19 protein-coding genes and 1 riboswitch are annotated in these 20,464 nt (G+C 38.5%); of the genes, 6 read left to right on the top strand and 13 right to left on the bottom strand.

Features of this window, described 5'->3' with window-relative positions; translation table 11 throughout:
• Positions 1 to 142 precede the first annotated feature (142 nt).
• The 3 genes from ACYT6F_RS06830 to ACYT6F_RS06820 are packed head-to-tail and all read left to right on the top strand — an operon-like array spanning position 143 to position 4,135.
• Positions 143 to 982: a DUF5694 domain-containing protein gene (locus ACYT6F_RS06830; protein ID WP_472600480.1), complete on the top strand. Its 840-nt coding sequence runs from the start codon at positions 143 to 145 to the stop codon at positions 980 to 982.
• Positions 983 to 1,028: 46 nt separating this feature from the next.
• A complete protein-coding gene (locus ACYT6F_RS06825; protein WP_472600479.1) occupies positions 1,029 to 1,844 on the top strand; it encodes a DUF5694 domain-containing protein in 816 nt (271 codons plus the stop codon).
• A gap of 59 nt (positions 1,845 to 1,903) precedes the next feature.
• Positions 1,904 to 4,135: an outer membrane beta-barrel protein gene (locus ACYT6F_RS06820; RefSeq protein WP_472600478.1), complete on the top strand. Its 2,232-nt coding sequence runs from the start codon at positions 1,904 to 1,906 to the stop codon at positions 4,133 to 4,135.
• Between the two features lie 155 nt (positions 4,136 to 4,290).
• On the opposite strand, the gene ACYT6F_RS06815 is transcribed toward ACYT6F_RS06820, so the two are convergent.
• From ACYT6F_RS06815 to ACYT6F_RS06755, 13 genes are all read right to left on the bottom strand, one after another.
• Positions 4,291 to 5,001 carry a HesA/MoeB/ThiF family protein gene (locus tag ACYT6F_RS06815; protein WP_472600477.1) on the bottom strand — a complete coding sequence of 237 codons (711 nt, stop codon included), beginning with the start codon at positions 4,999 to 5,001 and terminating at the stop codon, positions 4,291 to 4,293.
• 363 nt (positions 5,002 to 5,364) lie between these two features.
• Positions 5,365 to 6,483, bottom strand: coding sequence for a 2-iminoacetate synthase ThiH (gene thiH / locus ACYT6F_RS06810; RefSeq protein ID WP_472601103.1), 1,119 nt, complete (start codon positions 6,481 to 6,483; stop codon positions 5,365 to 5,367).
• 11 nt (positions 6,484 to 6,494) lie between these two features.
• Positions 6,495 to 7,271: a thiazole synthase gene (locus tag ACYT6F_RS06805; protein WP_472600476.1), complete on the bottom strand. Its 777-nt coding sequence runs from the start codon at positions 7,269 to 7,271 to the stop codon at positions 6,495 to 6,497.
• Positions 7,268 to 7,882 (bottom strand): thiamine phosphate synthase, encoded by a 615-nt coding sequence (gene thiE / locus ACYT6F_RS06800; RefSeq protein WP_472600475.1) that lies wholly within the window; start codon positions 7,880 to 7,882, stop codon positions 7,268 to 7,270. Before thiE ends, ACYT6F_RS06805 begins: the two co-directional genes overlap by 4 nt.
• 91 nt (positions 7,883 to 7,973) lie before the next feature.
• On the bottom strand, positions 7,974 to 8,717 hold the full coding sequence (locus ACYT6F_RS06795) for a hydroxymethylpyrimidine/phosphomethylpyrimidine kinase (RefSeq protein WP_472600474.1): 744 nt from the start codon (positions 8,715 to 8,717) through the stop codon (positions 7,974 to 7,976).
• Positions 8,690 to 9,277 (bottom strand): thiamine phosphate synthase, encoded by a 588-nt coding sequence (locus ACYT6F_RS06790; RefSeq protein ID WP_472600473.1) that lies wholly within the window; start codon positions 9,275 to 9,277, stop codon positions 8,690 to 8,692. The genes ACYT6F_RS06795 and ACYT6F_RS06790 overlap by 28 nt, the downstream gene beginning before the upstream one ends.
• Complete coding sequence (gene thiC, locus ACYT6F_RS06785) at positions 9,274 to 11,085, bottom strand: phosphomethylpyrimidine synthase ThiC (protein ID WP_472600472.1); 1,812 nt, start codon at positions 11,083 to 11,085, stop codon at positions 9,274 to 9,276. The genes ACYT6F_RS06790 and thiC overlap by 4 nt, the downstream gene beginning before the upstream one ends.
• 18 nt (positions 11,086 to 11,103) lie before the next feature.
• Positions 11,104 to 11,310 (bottom strand): sulfur carrier protein ThiS, encoded by a 207-nt coding sequence (gene thiS, locus ACYT6F_RS06780; protein WP_472600471.1) that lies wholly within the window; start codon positions 11,308 to 11,310, stop codon positions 11,104 to 11,106.
• Positions 11,311 to 11,366: 56 nt separating this feature from the next.
• Positions 11,367 to 11,466, bottom strand: a riboswitch (TPP riboswitch).
• A 636-nt stretch (positions 11,467 to 12,102) separates the two neighbouring features.
• On the bottom strand, positions 12,103 to 12,690 hold the full coding sequence (locus ACYT6F_RS06775; protein WP_472600470.1) for a glycoside hydrolase family 19 protein: 588 nt from the start codon (positions 12,688 to 12,690) through the stop codon (positions 12,103 to 12,105).
• Positions 12,691 to 12,796: 106 nt separating this feature from the next.
• A complete protein-coding gene (locus ACYT6F_RS06770; protein ID WP_472600469.1) occupies positions 12,797 to 13,474 on the bottom strand; it encodes an RluA family pseudouridine synthase in 678 nt (225 codons plus the stop codon).
• A 2-nt stretch (positions 13,475 to 13,476) separates the two neighbouring features.
• Positions 13,477 to 13,800 (bottom strand): hypothetical protein, encoded by a 324-nt coding sequence (locus ACYT6F_RS06765; protein ID WP_472600468.1) that lies wholly within the window; start codon positions 13,798 to 13,800, stop codon positions 13,477 to 13,479.
• A 3-nt stretch (positions 13,801 to 13,803) separates the two neighbouring features.
• Positions 13,804 to 14,619, bottom strand: coding sequence for a 3-methyl-2-oxobutanoate hydroxymethyltransferase (gene panB / locus ACYT6F_RS06760; RefSeq protein ID WP_472600467.1), 816 nt, complete (start codon positions 14,617 to 14,619; stop codon positions 13,804 to 13,806).
• Between the two features lie 61 nt (positions 14,620 to 14,680).
• The gene (locus ACYT6F_RS06755) at positions 14,681 to 15,394 is read right to left on the bottom strand and encodes a Crp/Fnr family transcriptional regulator (protein WP_169231862.1); all 714 of its coding nucleotides are present in this window, start codon (positions 15,392 to 15,394) and stop codon (positions 14,681 to 14,683) included.
• Positions 15,395 to 15,483: 89 nt separating this feature from the next.
• On the opposite strand from ACYT6F_RS06755, the gene ACYT6F_RS06750 reads away from it, so the two are divergent.
• From ACYT6F_RS06750 to ccoN, 3 genes are all read left to right on the top strand, one after another.
• Positions 15,484 to 17,862 carry a heavy metal translocating P-type ATPase gene (locus tag ACYT6F_RS06750; protein ID WP_472600466.1) on the top strand — a complete coding sequence of 793 codons (2,379 nt, stop codon included), beginning with the start codon at positions 15,484 to 15,486 and terminating at the stop codon, positions 17,860 to 17,862.
• A gap of 109 nt (positions 17,863 to 17,971) precedes the next feature.
• Positions 17,972 to 18,196, top strand: coding sequence for a cbb3-type cytochrome oxidase assembly protein CcoS (gene ccoS, locus ACYT6F_RS06745; RefSeq protein WP_169231860.1), 225 nt, complete (start codon positions 17,972 to 17,974; stop codon positions 18,194 to 18,196).
• Between the two features lie 5 nt (positions 18,197 to 18,201).
• Positions 18,202 to 20,460, top strand: a complete 2,259-nt coding sequence (ccoN, locus tag ACYT6F_RS06740; RefSeq protein ID WP_472600465.1) for a cytochrome-c oxidase, cbb3-type subunit I — start codon at positions 18,202 to 18,204, stop codon at positions 20,458 to 20,460.
• The last annotated feature ends 4 nt before the right edge of the window (positions 20,461 to 20,464 follow it).

The following is a 20,464-nucleotide window of genomic DNA, read 5'->3' as shown; positions in this document are numbered from 1 at the left end:
AGTTTATTTTGCATCTGTTTTAGGACGGTTGGTCGAAATGGCAGCAGTCTTTCTGATGGCAAACAATAATTTTGCAAAAAACAGTACCGATTATCATTTTAAATGATATCATCATTTATTTATTAACCTCAATCAATTATTCATGAAAACATTAGTATGCACATTTTTGATTTGTTTATCAACAATTATTACCGCTCAGAAAAAACCGGCGGAATATTTTCCCGGTGCCAAAACAAAAGTACTCGTCGTGGGGTCCTTTCATTTTGATTATCCTAATCTCGATGCACACAAGACTGAAAAAGGAGATCAGGTGGATGTTCTGTCGCCAAAAACAGCAAAAGAAGTAACAGCGCTTGTAGAGTATATTAAAAAGTTCAAGCCGACCAAAATTGCTATCGAAGCATTTCCTGAATGGAATGCCAACCAGAAGCTTAAAGAATACAATGAAGGGAAGTATGCCGATAAAAGGGATGAGCGGTATCAGCTGGCCATGCGTATTGCGAAAGAGCTTAAGATAAACGAGCTGTACAGCATAGATGCAAATTCGGTGCTGGATGATCTGCAGGAAAAATTTGCCAAGACCGATTCGATATATTTCAAGAACCTGACTGCAGAATACGACTTTCAAAGCGATGATCCTGTTTCAAAACAGTACAATATTTTCTTTAAAAGCTCGGAACCCAAAAACTTCAGATCGCTGCTGGATCTTTTCAAATATACGAACGGAAAAGAATACCATCAGCATGAATACGGGGCATACCTGAGCGGCGATTTTAAGCTGAGAGAACATGACGGTGCCGATATGCTGGCGTTGTATTGGTACGACAGAAACCTGAGAATGTTCAGAAATATTCAGAATATTCCGCATCAGCCCGAAGACAGATTGCTGGTAATTGTAGGCAATGGGCACGCTTCTGTTCTGAGACAGCTATTCACATCATCTCCTGATTTCGATTATACAGAATTCGATTCTTTAAAATAAAAATTTGAGCAGCTCACCGTACATTAGAGAATTTAGCCATTATTACATGAAAACAATACATTTTACCACGCTCTTTCTTGCCCTAGCAGCTTCTTTGCAGGCCCAAACGTTTCAGTTTAAAGATAAATTTGATGATGCCGTTCCTGTTTTAAATATCGCTACCTTTCACATGGGCAGTACTTCTGATGCAAACACTACTAAATTTGATGAGCACAACGCAGAAAATAAAAGAAGGATTCATGAAATCGCCGCAGAGATTGCCGCATTCAGGCCGTCCATTATCGTAGTGGAAGATCTTCCCGAAAACAACACTGCTCTTAACGAAGAATACCTGAAATATCTTCAGAATCCGGAAAAACAATACCAAAACCCAGGCGAGATCGAGCTGCTGGCTTTCGAAATCGGAAGACTGTCCGGAACCTCTAAAATTTTCGGTATAGATTATAAGGAAGGATACGACTACAGCCTCTACTATCACCTTAAGAACAAACGAGACGATGCCACCTATGAGCGATATGGCGCACTGGTGGATGCCGCTGAGAAAAAATACCCAGAGGATAAAATGACCTTCCGCGAACTGTTTAAACTCAACAATCATCCTCAAATGCTGGATATGCTGATTAACGTTAATGCAGATTTGCTGACTTATGTCTCCACAAAAGACAGGAACGAAGGGGCCGACGAGGCTGCTAAAATGTATCACCGAAACCTCGTCATGTTCTCAAACTTCAATAAGATCAACATCAATAAAAATGATCGCATCGTACTGCTGATGGGAGGCACCCATACCGCATTTTTCATGGATTTCCTGAGGAGGAGCCCCAAATATAGACCCGAATCTGTTTTAAAGTATATAAAATAAAGCCTTTACCCTGTAACAAAAATAAATTTCATGCGTCTAACCTGGTAGTAGAAAACATTATGAAAAAAACAATAACTGCTTTATCATTACTGAGTAGTGTCCTGATATTCGCTCAGGAAAAGTCTAACAGCCAGGTAAAGGAAAAACAAATTGAAGGGGTAACCATCACTAAAACTAAAAAAGCCGTTGAGCAAAAAGCCGACCGTACAATCTTCGATTTCTCCGAGCAGCCGCAACTCAATAATGGAAATGTATTGGAAGGTATCAAAAAGCTCCCGGGGCTTGTTTCTACTGATATTGCAGGAATGATGTATCAGGGAAAGGTGCTGGATGTATTCCTTAATGGAAGGCCTTTAAATATAACCTCCAACGAACTGAATTCTTTTCTCGAAGGTATGCCTGCTAATTCCGTGGACCGAATTGAAGTGATCACCCAGCCAGGCGCCGAATTTCCCGCTACTTCCGGAGGTGCGATTATGAATATTATTACCAATAAAAATGCTAATAAATATTTAACGGCAACCTATTCCGGCAACTACTCTTTTACAAATTACGATAAATATAGAAGCAGAACGAGCAATTCCCTCAATTTAAATGCAAGAAATAAAATCTTCGGATGGCAGTTAAATATAGGCCAAAATTATCGTGAAAGTATGCTGAGCGGCAAGCAGGATAATCTTTTAACGAGCAATACCGACAGATTCGGAAGAGGATATTTTGCAAAATCTGGATTGACTTTTGACTTGGGACAGGACCGGTTGCTTGTAAATTATGATATTTACCATAACAATAATGACAATTACACATTAAGTGACGGAGACGGACAGGAAGCCCAACCGATTCCGAACACGAATCCGCAACAATTTACGTACAGAGATTTTAGTTTTGATGCATCCGATGCTGCACATACGCTTTCCACAAGACAGGAAGCAGTAATTACTTACCAAAAGCGTTTCTCAGACAAGGCTCAAAAGCTGGATTTCCAGTTTGGCTATACAAAATCCGACAGTAAGTTTGCCCAGGATAATATTTTCAGAGATAAGAAATATGCCGATACCGGTTTATCGGAACCAAGGATCTCTTTGGGGAATGTTCTGGATAACACCTCTGATATGAGAGTTGCCAATTTTAAAGTGGATTATTCTCAACCGCTGAATATTCTTGATGGCGGAAAAGTAAGCTTAGGCGGTTTATATGAACATCAGAGCTTCAATACGGAAAGCAAGGGAATCACCAATCTGGATTACACGAGACAAACGGCAGCTACTTACCTGGAATTCCAGGCAAAGCTTAAAAAATTCGACTTCATATTGGGAACCAGGGCAGAAGATTATGATATTTCCGGGATTACAAGATTTAATAAAGGTGAAAATCTGATCGAAGCAGACCTTATTCCGTTTAATAAATTTAAATTATTTCCGAATGCAAGCGTTCAGTACAATCTGATGAACCAGGTCTATGTAGCAGCAAATTACAATAAGAAAATAAGCCTGCCAAGCATTTCCGCACTGAACCCGAATAACGTAACCTTCCAGGGACCGAACACGCAGGTGACCGGTAACCCTAACCTTCAGCCTACTATTTTTGATAATTATGAACTGAAGATTTCCGCGTTCGATTATGCATTCATCGGATATAGTGTGAGTTCAGCTAAAAATCAGGTAGCCCAGATTATCAGAAAAGACGGGAAAAACCTGTTTAATGAGCAGATCAATATTTCAGACATGCGAATTCACAATTTTAATGTCGGACTGCCTGTTCCGTTTATGATCTTCAGCAAACCTCTGAGTGAGATTATGAAGTTTAATTTTAATCCGGACAAAATTAATTTCATGTACATTTACGCAGGTTACCAGAAACATGACATTGACAATCTGAACAATAAAGGTTTCTGGATTTTCAATCTGATGACACAAATCATTTTACCGAAAGAAATAAAGCTGACTGCCAATTACAGTTATTTAACACCAAAAGCAGGATACTTCTATTTTACGGCAGAAAAACCTTTCAACAATTCTTTTGACCTTACGTTAACGAAGAAGTTCATGGATAACCGCCTGACTGTTTCGGTGTTCGCCAATGATATTTTCAACGGACAGGTAATGCAGGTACGCTCGAACCCGCCTTCCGGAGAATCCGTTTTTCTTAGAAGTAAGTACGATACGAGAAACTTCGGATTATCTGTAAATTATAAAATTCCAACAAAAAACAAACTGGCTAAAGAAGACGCCAATATCCTGAATCAGACAAAAAAAGAGGAAAATGGCGGAGTGATGCAGCAGGGACAATAGTTGCAAACATTAAATGTTTCGCATAATTTTTAATACGACATTTTATCAATTGGAGCGGACTTTAGTCCGCTTTTTCTATATTACTTCTTGACGGCTTTAGCCAAAACTTAAGAAGCAATATTTATCCGTACCATCCCTGGAATATTAAATTTTGCTTAAAAATCAATAGTCTGAAAGCGCCAGTTTAATGTGTCAATCAGAGTTATCTGATTCAGTTGCAGTGGCAGATCCGTAATGATCTTTATTGTTAAATTTGCCATCATGCTTCCGACAATTCCCGGTAATGGGCCTAGAACACCAAGGCTGTCACAGTCAGGAAAATCTTCATCAACAGGAGGCTCCGGAAAAATATCTCTTAAATTTTTGCTTCCGTTGTAGTTAAAAATTGCAACCTGTCCGGAAAACCCGAGAATACTTCCATAGACCAGAGGTTTATGAAGTTTTACGCAAATATCATTAACCAGATATCTCGTTGTAAAATTATCGGAACCGTCAACGACGATATCAAATTCGGAAATCATTTCTTCAGCGTTTGTTTCATCAATTTTTTGTTCAATGCCAATATATTGAATCTGGTGATTTAAGGTTCTGACAAAATTTTCAGCACTTTTTACTTTAGACATTCCAACTGTATTTTCATTGTGAATAATTTGTCGGTTTAAATTGTGAAGCTCTACCTTATCAAAATCTGCAACACCCAGAGTGCCGACTCCCGCAGCAGCAAGATATTGAATGACCGGACTGCCTAAGCCTCCTGCACCAATTACCAAAACTTTAGAATTTAGTATTTTTCTTTGACCTTCCAGACCGATTTCTTCGATAAAGATCTGTCGGCTGTAGCGGGCAAAGGTGTCTTCATTTTTCATTATAATTTTTATTTTTAAACCATTAAAATTTATTTAAGGAGCAAAGCTTAGTTAAGGAATATTTAAATCTAACTTGTTTAAACTAATCTTAGAATTAACCGCAAAAGGCACAAAAGATAATGATAAAGCGATTTCCAGAATAATCAAAGTGCCCAAAAGAATAAAAATCAGAGATTTTTAAAAACTATTGTGGTCTTTTTATTTATAATCACCAACTTTAAATAAAAGTTTAGTTGATCTTTGTTACTTTTGCGGTTAAATAAAAGTTTAAACAGACTTTATTTTAAGTATATATTATCCTATTATTTTCTTGCAAAAAGCTTAATTTTTCTAAACTTTTTAAATAAATCTTAATAATTCAAGTTAAATCCCACTATAAACCGAGTCCCAGTCTTTCATTACGGGATCGTAGCCTGCTTTTTTAATAATATTTTTAATTTCATCCATACTTCTTTCATCGCTGGTCTCAAATTGTTCCAACGATTCTTTATCTACTGAATAGCCACCCGGATTGGTTTTAGAAGCTGCGCTCATTGTTGTTGCTCCTAATGAAATAATGTGATTCCTGAATTTTTCATTTTCTCTTGTCGAAATTGAAATTTCCAGATCTTCATTCCAGATTCGGTACGCACAGATCAGCTGAAGCAAATCTTTATCTTCCATGATAAAATTAGGTTCAATGATCCCTTCGGCAGGCCGCAGTCTCGGAAATGAAACCGAATATTTGCTCTTCCAATAATTTTTCTGAAGATAATCAATATGAAATGCATTAAAAAAACTATCGATTCTCCAGTCTTCCAGTCCCAGTAAAACTCCCAGCCCGATCTTATGAATTCCGGCACTTCCTATTCTGTCCGGTGTTTCCAGGCGGAAGCCGAAGTTTGATTTTTTTCCTTTAGGATGATATTTCTTATACACTTCCTGATGATAGGTTTCCTGATAAACCAAAACTGCGTTCACTCCTGCTTTATGGAGCTGCCGATACTCTTCTTCTGATAAAGGCTGTACTTCAACCGAAATATTGGCAAAATGGGGTTTCAAAAGACAGACTGCATTCAGAAAATCTTCAATACCGACTGTTTTATGGGCTTCACCGCTTACCAGCAAGACATGATTAACGCCCATTGCTTTTAAAACCGAAGCTTCTATCATCAGTTCTGCATCGGAAAGTGTTTTTCTTTTAATAGAATTATCCAGACTGAACCCGCAGTAGGTACAGATATTCTGGCATTCATTGCTGAGGTATAACGGCGCATACAACTGAATGGTTTTCCCAAATCGCTTTTGAGTTACTTGCTGTGCCATTTTTGCCATTACTTCCAGTTTCTGAGAAGCAACAGGCGAAATAAAATGTAAAAAATCGTCTATCGTTTTATTTTTTTTCTGAAGACTTTTTTCAACATCATTCAGCGTTACTTTTTCAAGTCTTACTTTCACCTCATCCCATTGATATTTTTCAAAAAAATCGTTAAAACTTTTCATCATATTTAATTTTAATCAAATAAAAAGGCAGTCAGCGGGCTTGAAGCTTCAGCATGCTGTGCTATCGCTCCTAATCCGGATTCAAAAGCTCTTCTTCCGGCAATGACGCCTTCTTTAAAAGCCAATGCCATATTTACAGGATTTTGGGCTACTGCAATTGCCGTATTCACCAAAACCGCATCAGCACCCATTTCCATAGCTTTTGCCGCATCAGAGGGCGCCCCAATTCCTGCATCTACTACAACGGGAACATTACTCTGGCTGATGATAATTTCTAAAAAATCGAGTGTTCTCAATCCTTTGTTGGTTCCGATCGGTGCCCCCAACGGCATCACAACCGCTGTTCCCGCATCTTCCAGGCGTTTGCACAAAACCGGATCGGCATGAATGTATGGCATTACGATAAATCCTAATTTTGCCAGTTCTTCTGTGGCATATAACGTCTCGATAGGATCAGGAAGCAGGTATTTAGGATCGGGATGAATTTCGAGTTTTACCCAATTGGTTTCCAAAGCTTCTCTGGCTAATTGTGCAGCCAAAACTGCTTCTTTAGCTGTTCTCGCTCCTGAAGTATTCGGCAAAAGATGAACTCCTGTCGGCTGTATGGCGTTAAGCAGATCGTCTTCCGGAGATTGTGAATCGATTCGCTTGAGTGCCATGGTTACCATTTCGCTTCCTGATGCCATGATAGAACTGGTCATTTGTGCAAGATTCCCAAATTTTCCTGTTCCCAGAAACAATCTTGATTCAAAGGTTCTGTCTGCTATTATTAATTTTTCATTATTCATTGTAATGCTGTTTTAAATTTGGTAATGATAGAAGGCTGCTCTGTAATCTGCCCCGAAACGGCTACTCCGTAAATTCCGATCTGCTGTAGTAATTCTATATCGTTCAAAACCACACCGCCGATGGCAAAAATTCTAGGGATTTGAAGTGATTTGTCATTTAGTTCTTGGATGATGTTCTGATATCCCCTGAATCCTAAAACCGGACTCAGCTGTTCCTTGGTTGTAGTAAATCTTAGAGGACCAAGACCAATATAATCACAGGATTCAACCATTCGTTGAAGAACGTCCTGAAATGTATTGGCCGTCCCTCCGATAATTTTATCTTCGCCTAAAATATATCTCGCTGTTTCAACTGACATATCATTGAGCCCTACATGAACGCCGTCTGCATCAATATCTTTTGCAATCTGAACGTGATCATTAATAATGCAAACAGCCTGATTATCTGAGCATAATGTTTTTGAAATTTCACAGAGCTTAATAAAATCTCTTTCAGGAGCATTTTTCCAGCGTACCTGAATCCAGTTTACACCATTATCGAGCGCTTTCCGGATATTGGTTTCCTGTTCTTCTATTGTGAAACCCTGAGAGATGTATTGTAATTTTTCCATTTATTTTTAAGTGCAACGGCATTAAGTTTTTTTAAGTGTTTTTAAGTGACACGTTCGTTCATTCGGCAAAGGGCTAAGTTTAATGTTTCATTTAAGAATGAAATCCTAACAATGTTGGATTGCTTGTTAAAAATTTTTCAATATATATCTTCCCTTTTCGACAAGCTTGTTCCAAATTTTCGTCTAAAGCTAAATGACCTGTAATTGCAGAGGACATTACACAACCTGAACCGTGTTTGGGATAATAGACACAATTTCGATCACGGGGTTCAATTGAAATTTCATTATCTTTTTCGATTAAAATGTCTGTTCCTACGTTTTCTTCGCGATGACCTCCCTTCATTAATATTGCATATGAATTTCGTGAATTTTCAAAAAAGTCATTTTCTTTTAAAACCTTATATTCATTGTAGTTGGGTGTGATTAGATCAAGTTGATGCAAAACATTTCCCAGTTGAGAAATCGTATTTAAATCAAAAAAAGAAAATTCAGAGGTGCTTTTCAGAACCGGATCCCAAACGATTTTAGCTTCAGGATTATTTAATTTGATTGTCTTAATAATTTCATTTAAAAATTCCGCGTTTTTTACCACCCCTATTTTTACGGCCTTCACATCATAGTTTTTCATTAAACAATGAATCGAGTTTAAAATTTCTTCTAAAGGTTGCCACTGCATTCCAAAAAAATCTGACTCTGTTTGTAAAGTCATTGCCGTACAGACAGCCAATCCCTGAACTTTTAACTGTTCAAATGTTTTAACATCCGCCAGCAAACCCGCTCCACCGCTTGGATCGAAGCCGGCAATACTCATAACAAAAGGACGTGCTGCCTGCATTTTCTGTAAACATTTAAAGGTTGGTCACTTTCCCACACTGCTCCTAGCAAGGCCACTCCATCAACATTATCGTTTGAAACTTCATTGATGTTATTTTCATGAATTCCTCCTAAAGCAATTAATTTTACATTTGAGTTATCTCTTTTTTTTATATCATTTAAAATTTCTGAATCTTTTCCATATCCTTTTTTCGAAATACTCGGAAAAACAGGACTGATAAAAGCATATTCCCAATTCTCACTTAGTTCGTTAAAAGTTTCAATATCATGAACAGAAGTAGAAATCATTTTATCTGTGAAAGATCTATACAATTTATTCTGTCTGTCAATTTCTCTGAAATGAAGTCTTGAAATATTACACCTTTCAGCCAAATCATAATGACTGTGCAAAACCAAGCGATGATGAAATTCAGAATTTATCTTTTGAATAAAATCCTTCATTTCTTCTAAATTCATGAACGGTTTTCTGATATGAAGCAGATCTAAACCTTCCTGAAATAATTCGTTGATGACTTCAGTTTCATTAGGAACAATTTTTTCAGGAGTGATAATGATGATCATATATAAATTTCCTTCCCTTTTTCGATGAATTCCTGGGATTTATCCAGCATTCCTTTTTCTGCAGATTCGCGGATTTCCTGGGTAATCTTCATGGAACAGAATTTTGGTCCGCACATTGAACAGAAATGTGCCACTTTCGCCCCGTCTGCCGGAAGCGTCTCATCATGATAAGATCTTGCCGTATCCGGATCAAGGGAAAGGTTAAACTGATCTTCCCACCGGAACTCGAATCTTGCTTTGCTTAATGCATTATCCCGATACTGTGCTCCGGGATGTCCTTTCGCCAAGTCTGCAGCGTGGGCCGCCAGCTTATAAGTAATCACTCCTACTTTCACATCTTCTTTATTCGGAAGTCCCAGATGTTCTTTCGGTGTTACATAACACAACATAGCACAACCAAACCAACCGATCATTGCTGCTCCGATTCCTGAAGTGATATGGTCGTAACCCGGTGCAATATCTGTTGTTAAAGGTCCTAATGTATAAAACGGAGCTTCATCACAAACTTCCAGCTGCTTTTCCATATTTTCTTTAATCATGTGCATCGGAACATGGCCGGGACCTTCGATCATGACCTGAACATTGTGCTTCCATGCGATTTTTGTTAATTCTCCCAAAGTTTCGAGTTCGGCAAACTGTGCTTCATCATTGGCATCAGCAATAGAACCCGGACGAAGTCCGTCGCCTAAAGAAAATGCAACATCATACTTTTTCATGATTTCACAGATTTCCTCAAAATGGGTGTACAAAAAGTTTTCTTTGTGATGAAAAAGACACCATTTTGCCATAATCGAGCCTCCTCTGGAGACAATTCCCGTAACCCGTTTTGCCGTTAAATGAATATATCTCAATAAGACACCGGCGTGAATCGTGAAGTAGGAAACGCCCTGTTCCGCCTGTTCGATCAGCGTATCTTTAAAAATTTCCCATGTTAGATCTTCTGCTATGCCTTTTACTTTTTCCAATGCCTGATAAATCGGAACGGTACCGATCGGAACCGGACTGTTTCTGATGATCCATTCTCTGGTTTCGTGAATATTTTTTCCGGTAGACAAATCCATTATCGTATCTGCTCCCCAACGGCAGGCCCAGACTGCTTTTTCCACCTCTTCTTCAATACTTGATGAAACGGCACTGTTGCCGATGTTGGCATTAATTTTAACCAGAAAATTTCTTCCGATAATCATCGGTTCGCTTTCCGGGTGATTGATATTGTTGGGAATAATGGCTCTTCCTGCTGCAATTTCATCTCTTACAAACTCCGGTGTGATTTTATTCTTCGGTGTTTTTGCGCCAAAGCTATTTCCCTGATGTTGAAAAGCCATTTCTTTTGTAACGGCATCCAGCTGCTCGATTCTCTGGTTTTCCCTGATGGCAACGTATTCCATTTCAGGTGTTATGATTCCCTGTTTTGCGTAATATAATTGGGTAACCTGTTTTCCTTCTTTTGCTATTTTGGGTTTGTGGTTATAAGAAAATCTCAATTCATCTAATTTTGAATCTGCAAGGCGGGCTTTTCCGTACTCTGAGGTAATTCCGTCAAGGATGTCTACATCATTTCGGTCTAAAATCCATTGTTCACGGATTCTTGGCAGTCCTTTTTCGATGTTGATTTCAGAATTTTCATCGGTATAAGGTCCTGACGTGTCATACACTGTAACCGGAGGGTTATGTTCCAATGTTCCGTTGGATAGTTTTGTCGGACTTAATTCTATTTTGCGCATTGCTACATTGATCGGATGTATTTTTCCTTCAACATAGATTTTTTTAGAGTTCGGAAACGGCGAACGGGTGATGTTATGAGCCATAATAATTGATATTGTGAGTTAACCGCCCTGTGTGGCAGTGATGATTAAAATTGAATCTTTGTCGTTGAGGAATGTTTCCGGCCAGGATGACTGCGGAATAATGCGGTTGTTGAGTGCTACGGCAATTCCTTTTCTTTTGTGGGGAATCTCTATAGCAAGTAATGCTTCCAGTGTTTTTGGAAGTATTTCAAAAGTTCTTACATTGTGGTTGATTGTGAGCTCCATTCCTAAATTTTTTATATACTTTAGGAATGCCCATCATTGTACAATAGAATGTACAGCAAAGTCATTTCACTTTTCCCTACGCTAGTATGATCTAGAAATCAGGTTCAAAGGGTAAAATCTCAGCCTGTTCGTAAACAGACACCCCTAAAGTTTGGAACGAAGGTAGACATTTTTTTGAAATGGGCAAAATTTTTGTGAAGGAGGAAGCCGGAAGTTTTTGATTTTGCTAATGATAAAGAGATTTTGGTTTTAGCGCAAAGAATTCTTATTCAGGTTCCTTATTTTAGTAAGCAAGGCAAATATATTTGCTGCGCGAAGCTTAAAATATTCTTTTATGAATTGATTTTTAATTTTATATCCCGCAGATTTTGCGGATGATGCAGATGTTTGGTTTTAACGCAAAGAGTTCTCCTTTAGGCTTCTTATTTTAGTAAGCAAAGGCAAATGGATTGCTTCGCGAAGCTTGATGAAATTTTATTGGTTATGATTGTTCTTTTTGATCTCCCACAGATTTCGCAAATGACACAGCTTTAATTTGCGCATCATTTTATTGATAATCAATAATTTTTATATTTTCCAATATTAAAATGAGTGACCGCTACCCTAGCCGCGATTGAGCGGCCTGTCTGAGCTCTTTTTCGGATTCCGGGGCGCGGCTTCGCCGCGCCCCGGAATCCGAAAAAAGCGAGTAGCGAAAGCGGGAAAAAGCTTCAAAAAAATGTAGCTTTCCAATGTGATTCAACAGCTCCTTTAAATAAAGACCATCTTCGGTCTGAAGATAGTCTGTTACAATTAAAGGAAATACTGCAATCCTGATTTATACCGGTTCAGCCTGTCTGGCAAGCCGTTATAACCACCATTGATTGTTTTTGTGATTTTTTTAAATACAATAAGATTATTTCCGGTATCTATATTTTTGGTGATATCGATCTGATCTGCCAGTGCATTCAGATTTTTACTGTTCCAGAACCAGCCTGCACTTTCCACAGCATTTTTTAACTGAACATCGTTACACTTTGCCACATTCTTTCCGCCTAAAAATGTAGGATTTGTGATAAAATCAGTTCCCAGAGCAAGCGATACTGCTTTATAGTTTGCTCTTCCGGTAATCTGAATTAATCCTCTTCCCTTAAATCTCACCCCATCACCTTTTTGGGTATTTCCCAAATCTTTTCTTCCTTCATAAGCGCTTCCGCTTGCCAACTCTTCCGTGTAGAATAACCCGCCGCTTTCGTGGCCTACCTGTGCCAGGAAATTAAGTATTCTTGAAGGGTTATTAATTGAAAACCTGTCGCAGGTTTCAATAACATACGGTAAAAATTTTAAAGCGTATGCCGATTTGGCGCAGGTCGCTTCTTTAAGTTGTCCCAGTGTAAGCATGATTATTGTTCTTTAGTTTGATGGTGTAAAACTATCTCTAAAAAACAAAATTCATCATAGGGAATTTACTGTTTAAGCTCAGTGTTTTTACGGAATTAAAAAATAATTATTCCTCACAGGCTCTCCACACCGCATCATTCTGAGGTAAAGATGCGGTAATTTCGATATTTTCTTTGGTTACGGGATGAGTAAATTCCAGCTTGCGGGCGTGAAGGTTTATTCCTCCGTCCGGATTCGATCTTGGAGATCCGTATTTAAGATCACCTTTGATGGGGACGCCAATCTTTGAAAGCTGGGCCCTGATCTGGTGATGTCGCCCCGTCTCCAAATCTATTTCCAGCAGAAGATAATTATCAAGACTTTTGATAACATGATAGGTAAGAATCGCTTCTTTAGCACCGTCCGTAGCTTTTGGAAAAACAATGGCTTTGTTATTTTTTTCGTTCTTCTTTAAAAAATGTATCAGCCTCTGAGTTTCAGGAATCATTTCTTTTGCAACCACTGCCCAATATGTTTTTTTGATTTCCCGGTTTTTAACCATTTGGGTTAAACGGGACAGTGCTTTGGAAGTTTTAGCATAAATTACCAATCCGGAAGTTGGTCTGTCGATACGGTGTACCAGACCAAGAAATACATTTCCCGGTTTATTATCCCTTTTTTTTATAAAGTTTTTAATCAGTTCCAGTAAAGAGTCATCTCCTGTTTTATCACCCTGTACCAGCTGTCCTACTTTTTTGTTGATCACCAGAAGATGGTTGTCTTCATACACAATCTGTTCCTCCATTTTTACTGACGATAATTGGGCCTGTTTGAAAATGAAAGAATAATCCCTCCGAGAAGGCCTAACGTTTTAATTCCGGCAATTTTCCAGTCTACAGGGAAAAGCGCTCCTATGATACATAATCCTGCTGCTGCATACATGGCGTACATAAAATTTTTTGTCGTCATAAAAGGAGCCTGAAGAAAAAAGCTTATTCCGATAAGTACATAAAATACTCTTCGGGAAAGCAATATATTGATGTCTGGAGAAAAAAGATCAAACCAGCCTACTACAAGACATAATAGCGCTACGATAGAAATTACTCCCTGGGTTGTTTGTTGATTATTCATGAATTAATAGCTTTCACTGTCGTTAGGGAAATTCTGACTTTTTACATCATTTACATATTGTGCTACAGCACCTGTAATTTCGGTATAAAGATCAAGATATCTTCTTAAAAATTTAGGGCTGAAACCTTTGTTCATTCCTACCATATCATGATATACCAAAACCTGCCCGTCGCAGTGCGGTCCTGCTCCGATACCGATCGTCGGGATTGAAATAGATTCTGTTACTTTTTTAGCCAGGTCTGCAGGAATTTTTTCTAAAACCACTGCAAAACATCCCAATTCCTCAAGCAATTGCGCGTCAGCAATTAATTTTTCTGCTTCTGCTTCTTCTTTTGCCCTTACTTTATAGGTCCCGAATTTATAGATTGACTGAGGTGTTAACCCTAAATGCCCCATTACAGGAATTCCGGCATTGATAATTTTTTTGATGGACTTTGAAATTTCTTTTCCACCTTCAATTTTTACGGTATGAGCACCTCCTTCCTTCATCATTCTTACCGCGGATTCCAAAGCTTTTTCCGGGTTGCTCTGATAGGTCCCGAAAGGAAGATCGGCAACTACTAAAGCCCTGTCTGTCCCCCGTACTACACTTTGCGAATGATAAATCATCTGATCCAGCGTAATGGGAAGCGTGGTTTCAAAACCCGCCATCACATTGGCTGCAGAGTCACCGATAAGAACCGCATCAATTCCTCCGGCATCCACCATCTTTGCAGTAGTATAATCGTATGCGGTGAGCATGGTTATCTTTTCCTTGTCAAATTTCATCTTGCGCAAGGTTTCCGTTGTAACTTTCTTTATTTCAGAATGAACAGACATAATGTATCTATTTTAAAAGTTAAAAAGTCGGCGCTGAGCCGACTTGAAGTTTGTATGATTTTTATAAAACTACGTGACCGAGTTTCATTAATTTGTCGTGGTTGAGAATCTTGATATTCCTTCCGTCCACTTCAATGAGATTGTCTCCTTTGAATTCGGAAATAAGGCGGATGGCACTCTCGGTAGCCGTTCCTATAATATTGGCGATTTCTTCTCTTGTTAAAGATATTTTGATGAAGCCTTCAGGATCTACACCCAGTTTTTGCTCAAGCAGCAGTAAAATTTCCGCAAGTCTTTCTCTTACAGTTTTCTGGGCAAGAAAAGTGATCGTATTGGAAGATTCTCCCAATTCATAGGAAATCTTCTGGAGCATAACAAATGACAGTTGAGGATCTATTTCCAGCAGGTACATAAAAACATCGGCCGGCAGAAAAGTTGCTTCAATATCTGTCATAGCTTCCGCTTTTGCCTGGAAATTTTCTCCGCACAGCAGCGATCGATAACCGATAATATCACCTTCTTTGATAAATCTTAAGATCTGGTCTTTCCCGAACGCTCCCGATTTTGATAATTTCGCCGCTCCTTTCTCCAGAACAAAAACTCCCTTCGGAGCTTCTCCGTCTTCGAAAATAGTATCATGTTTCTGGAAGCTCAGTTTCTTTTTGGCGTTGATATATTTTTCGAAATCAGCACTGGAAAGTCTCTCCTTAAATGATTTATCATTAAAAACTCTGGCGAACCTTTCTTCGATGGCAATCTGTTGTTCCTGCGACATTTTATATGACATTTATCACAAAAATAGAACTTTTTAACTCGATAAACAAAAAAAATTGTTATAATTTTGTAGTTCAATAATTTATGGAGGTGAGCGAGAACTGTTTTCATTGTGGCCAAGGCATCGAAAAAGAGAGAATTTTATTTGACGAAAAGACTTTCTGCTGTAACGGTTGTAAATCGGTTTATGAAATTCTTAATGCCAATAATTTAAATAATTTTTACGAGCTTAATAAGAGAGCGGGAATTCGTCCCGGTGATGAAAATTCCGGGCAGTTTGATTACCTGGATACTCCGGAAATTTTCGAAAAGGTTACCGATTTTTCAGAAGGAAGCACCAGTCTCGTTACATTTAAAATTCCTGTAATCCATTGTTCCTCCTGCATCTGGTTGCTGGAAAGTCTTCATACATTAAATTCAAATATAAAATATTCTCAGGTTAATTTCACCAGAAAGACGCTGCAGATCTCATTCAATCATAATAATTTAAAATTGAGTGAATTAGCTAAATTTCTTACCAATCTGGGCTATAAGCCGGTAATCAGTCTGGAAACAGCCGATAAAAACGTTGAGCATCTCGATAAATCACTTTTGGTAAAATTTGCTATTGCTGCTTTTGCTTTCGGAAACGGAATGTTTCTCGCATTTCCGGAATATATCGGCGGTGAAGATTACTGGATGGAGCATTATAAAGGACTCTTCAGGGCTTTGATGTGTCTTCTGGCAATTCCGGTAGTGGTATATTCTGCTTCAGATTACTACAAATCTGCATGGTACGGGCTAAAAAATAAAATTGTAAATATTGATGTTCCTATCGTCCTGGGAATTATTGTTCTTTTCGGGCGAAGTCTTTATGAAGTGGCAACCAACTATGGTCCCGGATATTTTGACACGTTGTGCGGACTTTTATTTTTCATGCTTTTGGGTAAAATTTTCCAGAAGAGAACCTACAATGCACTTTCGTACGACCGCGATTACAAATCATTCTACCCTATTGCTGTTACTAAAGTGGATTTTGAAGGCAAACAGGATAATATTCTTCTTTCAGAAATTAAAATAGGAGACCGTATTTTAGTTAGAAACCAGGAAATCATTCCTGTTGATGCCATCCTCATTAACGGTGAAGGAAATATAGACAACAGTTTTATTACAGGTGAAAGCGCCACTATCAGCAAACAGCCCGGTGATAAAATTTTTGCAGGCGGAAAACAGATCGGGTCTTCACTGGAACTGGAAGTGATTAAAAATGTAGACCAGAGTTACCTTACCCAACTCTGGAATAAAGAAGCTTTTAAAAAGCACGAAACCGGACTAGACACCTTAACAAATAATGTGAGCAAGTATTTCACTTTCATTATTTTAGGCATTGCTTTAATCTCAGGGATTTACTGGTATTTTATTGATCTCGACAAGATGTTCCAGGTAATTTCTGCCATTTTGATTATTGCCTGCCCTTGCGCGCTTGCCCTATCCGCTCCTTTTACTTTCGGACACATTATGAGGATTTTAGGCCGAAATAAATTTTATGTAAAAGATACGATCACGATTGAGAAAATTGCCAAACTTGATACAATTGTTTTTGATAAGACAGGAACCATCACACACAGAAAAAAATCCAATATTACCTATGAAGGATTAGAGATTAAAGAATTTGACCTGCTGAATATCAAAACACTGTTAAAGAACTCCAATCACCCGCTTTCAAAATCGCTGTATGATTTTATTGAAATCAATGATGATTACTATCAGGTAGAACAATTCAGAGAAATTTCAGGGAAAGGCTATGAAGCGATGATAAGAGGCAATCTTTATAAAATCGGTTCAGCAAGATACAATAATCAGGAGTCAAAAAATCTGGAAACGGCAGTTTACATCAGCAAAAATAATGAGTTCATCGGGAAATTTATTTTTAAAAATGAATACCGCGAAAATCTGAAAAATCTCTTTAAAAAACTTACGGGCTACCATGTTTTCATACTTAGTGGCGATAATTCTTCCGAAGAAAGCCAACTTAAAGAACTGATTCCCGCATACAAAGGAATGGCGTTTAACCAAAGTCCTGAAGATAAGCTGAATTACATCAAAAACCTTCAGGATCAAAACTTTAAAGTAGCCATGCTTGGAGACGGGCTTAATGATGCCGGAGCGTTAAAACAAAGTAATGTGGGAATAGCAATTGCTGACGACACCAACAGCTTCACTCCTTCTTCCGATGTCATTATGGATGGTGAAAAAGTGGTACTTCTTGATAAATACCTGAATGTCTGCAAAGGATCGATGACGATTGTGAAGATGACATTCATAATTAGTTTTCTTTACAATGTTGTCGGCTTAAGTTACGCAGTTACAGGACATATGCATCCACTTTTCGCCGCATTGATTATGCCGGCAAGTTCCATTACAGTTGTTTCTTTCACCACTCTTTCAACCTGGATACTGGGCAGGAAATATTTCAAAAAACAAGCTTAAACACCCTTATTTAGACTGGTTTTAAATTAGACAAAAGCCGTATTTCGTGACGAATATCATTATTTTTCACTAAATTTGAACCCCGAAAATAGGTTAATTTTGTTGTCTAATGGATATTCTATATTTAATGATCCTATGCAGTGTTTCTTTGGCTGCAGTTTTCCTGGTCGTGTTTATAGTGTACGCCAGAAAAGGGCAGTTTGAGGACGATGAGTCCCCTGCTGTGAGAATTCTTTTCGACTCGGATGAAATCAAGGAAAAGAATGAACCTGGCAACAAAGAAAACGATGATGAAAAAGGAGAAAGTAAAAAAATTGAAGAAAAAAGTGAATAGTTGATATGGAAACACAAAAGTTTAGTTATGACAACAGTATTGTCCGGGCATTTCTTTATGCGACCGTAGTTTTCGGGATCATAGGGTTTTTGTTTGGGCTTACAGCTGCATTAATGCTTTTCTACCCTGAGCTTCCGGAATTTTTGTTCGGAACTGACGATACAACCATCAAGAGTGTCGGTGGCGGTATAGAAGGGCTGATAAATACGCATGGTGCGTTTGGATTCGGAAGAATCAGAATGCTGCATACATCTACCGTTATTTTCGCATTCGTAATGAATGTTGTTTATGTAGGGGTATATTATTCTTTGCAGCGATTGCTGAAAACAAGAATGTACAGTGATACCCTGTCTTGGATCCACTTCTGGACCTGGCAGATCATGATCATTGTAACGTATATTACGTTCTTTATGGGGATTAACACTTCTAAAGAATATGCAGAACACGAATGGCCTATCGATATTTTAATTACCATTTCATGGGTAATTTTCGGGGCGAATATGTTCTTAACGATAGCTAAAAGAAGAGTTAGGCATTTATATGTTGCCATCTGGTTCTATATCGGAACCTGGATTGCTGTAGCAATGCTTCACATCTTTAATAACCTGGAGGTTCCATTATCTTTCACAGGCTGGAAATCTTATTCGGCATATGCGGGGGTAAAAGATGCTATCGTACAATGGTGGTACGGTCACAATGCGGTTGCATTCGTACTGACAACGCCTGTTTTAGGTTTAATGTATTATTTCTTACCTAAAGCGGCAGACAGACCTGTATTCTCTTATAAATTATCGATTATTCACTTCTGGTCATTAATCTTTGTTTATATCTGGGCTGGTCCTCACCACCTTCAGTATACGTCTTTGCCGGCTTGGGCACAGGCAGTAGGAACAGGATTCTCTATTATGCTTATCGCGCCGTCCTGGGGAGGTATGTTAAATGGACTTTTAACGCTGAGAGGAGCATGGGATAAAGTAAGAGAAAATCCTATTCTTAAATTCTTCGTTGTAGCGGTAACCTGTTATGGTATGGCTACGTTTGAAGGGCCACTATTGGCAACTAAAAATATTAATAAAATCGGTCACTTTACAGACTGGGTAATCGGTCACGTACACTTAGGTGCTTTGGGATGGAATGGTTTCATGGCATTTGGTGTAATCTACTACCTTATCCCGATCATGTGGAGAACGAAATTATATTCTACAAGACTTGCCAACTGGCATTTCTGGCTGGGAACATTGGGAATCATTTTCTATGCCGTACCAATGTACATCTCAGGTTTCACACAAGGATTAATGTGGAAGCAGTTCAATCCGGACGGAACATTGGTTTGGAAAAACTGGCTGGATACCGTAACGGCAATTATTCCTTATTTTAAAATGAGATTCTTCGGAGGATTCTTATATCTTTCCGGAGCAATCTTAATGGTAATCAACCTTATTGCAACCGTAAGAAAAGGATCTTTCCAGAAAGATGTACCTGCAGAAGCTCCGGCTTTAGCAAACATTACCGGAAAACGTAAAGAGGGAGAAGGCACTCACCTTTGGTTGGAAAGAACTCCTGCACTAATGGGTATCCTGTCTTTACTGGCTATCTCAGTAGGTAGTATGGTGGAGATCATCCCTACGCTATCTCTTAAGAAAAGTGTACCTACGATTTCAGCAGTGAAGCCATATTCTCCACTTGAATTAGAAGGTAGAGATATCTATATCAGAGAAGGATGTAACGCATGTCACTCTCAGATGGTAAGACCATTCAGAGATGAGATCGTAAGATTTAACGGTAAAAACGGACAGTACTCCAAAGCAGGGGAATTCGTATATGACAGACCTTTCCTTTGGGGATCCAAGAGAACCGGACCAGATTTGCACAGAGAAGGTGGTAAAAACCCAAGTTCTTGGCATTACAAACACATGTATAACCCAAGATCTACATCAGCGGGTTCTATCATGCCACGTTATCCTTGGTTAATTGCTACTGATCTTGACAGATCTAAAATGGTAGATAAAATGAAGCTGATGAAGAGTGCATTCGATGTGCCTTACACCAAAGCTGAAATTGATTCTGCAAACTCTTGGGCAGATAATCAGGCCACTAAAATTGTAAGAGATATATTCTCTGAAGCTACTGACCTGAAAGATGCGTATGCAAAGAGACCTAAAGGTGAACTGGAGAAAAAAGAAATCGTAGCTCTTATCTCTTATCTTCAGAGATTAGGAACGGATATCAAAACGACTGAAATCAAAACAGCAAGTAATAACTAACATT

This window comes from Chryseobacterium sp. NG-CE01, from assembly GCF_055695505.1.
The sequence above is the reverse complement of the archived record's forward strand: the minus strand, read 5'-3'. Positions and strand labels throughout refer to the sequence as shown.

What these genes read in the sequence shown, in the direction of transcription:
- ACYT6F_RS06830 (WP_472600480.1), top strand. Translation starts at nt 143, where the DNA reads ATGAAAACATTAGTATGCACATTTTTGATTTGTTTATCAACAATTATT.
- ACYT6F_RS06825 (WP_472600479.1), top strand. Translation starts at nt 1,029, where the DNA reads ATGAAAACAATACATTTTACCACGCTCTTTCTTGCCCTAGCAGCTTCT.
- ACYT6F_RS06820 (WP_472600478.1), top strand. Translation starts at nt 1,904, where the DNA reads ATGAAAAAAACAATAACTGCTTTATCATTACTGAGTAGTGTCCTGATA.
- ACYT6F_RS06815 (WP_472600477.1), bottom strand. Translation starts at nt 5,001, where the DNA reads ATGAAAAATGAAGACACCTTTGCCCGCTACAGCCGACAGATCTTTATC.
- thiH (WP_472601103.1), bottom strand. Translation starts at nt 6,483, where the DNA reads ATGAAAAGTTTTAACGATTTTTTTGAAAAATATCAATGGGATGAGGTG.
- ACYT6F_RS06805 (WP_472600476.1), bottom strand. Translation starts at nt 7,271, where the DNA reads ATGAATAATGAAAAATTAATAATAGCAGACAGAACCTTTGAATCAAGA.
- thiE (WP_472600475.1), bottom strand. Translation starts at nt 7,882, where the DNA reads ATGGAAAAATTACAATACATCTCTCAGGGTTTCACAATAGAAGAACAG.
- ACYT6F_RS06795 (WP_472600474.1), bottom strand. Translation starts at nt 8,717, where the DNA reads ATGCAGGCAGCACGTCCTTTTGTTATGAGTATTGCCGGCTTCGATCCA.
- ACYT6F_RS06790 (WP_472600473.1), bottom strand. Translation starts at nt 9,277, where the DNA reads ATGATCATCATTATCACTCCTGAAAAAATTGTTCCTAATGAAACTGAA.
- thiC (WP_472600472.1), bottom strand. Translation starts at nt 11,085, where the DNA reads ATGGCTCATAACATCACCCGTTCGCCGTTTCCGAACTCTAAAAAAATC.
- thiS (WP_472600471.1), bottom strand. Translation starts at nt 11,310, where the DNA reads ATGGAGCTCACAATCAACCACAATGTAAGAACTTTTGAAATACTTCCA.
- ACYT6F_RS06775 (WP_472600470.1), bottom strand. Translation starts at nt 12,690, where the DNA reads ATGCTTACACTGGGACAACTTAAAGAAGCGACCTGCGCCAAATCGGCA.
- ACYT6F_RS06770 (WP_472600469.1), bottom strand. Translation starts at nt 13,474, where the DNA reads ATGGAGGAACAGATTGTGTATGAAGACAACCATCTTCTGGTGATCAAC.
- ACYT6F_RS06765 (WP_472600468.1), bottom strand. Translation starts at nt 13,800, where the DNA reads ATGAATAATCAACAAACAACCCAGGGAGTAATTTCTATCGTAGCGCTA.
- panB (WP_472600467.1), bottom strand. Translation starts at nt 14,619, where the DNA reads ATGTCTGTTCATTCTGAAATAAAGAAAGTTACAACGGAAACCTTGCGC.
- ACYT6F_RS06755 (WP_169231862.1), bottom strand. Translation starts at nt 15,394, where the DNA reads ATGTCGCAGGAACAACAGATTGCCATCGAAGAAAGGTTCGCCAGAGTT.
- ccoS (WP_169231860.1), top strand. Translation starts at nt 17,972, where the DNA reads ATGGATATTCTATATTTAATGATCCTATGCAGTGTTTCTTTGGCTGCA.
- ccoN (WP_472600465.1), top strand. Translation starts at nt 18,202, where the DNA reads ATGGAAACACAAAAGTTTAGTTATGACAACAGTATTGTCCGGGCATTT.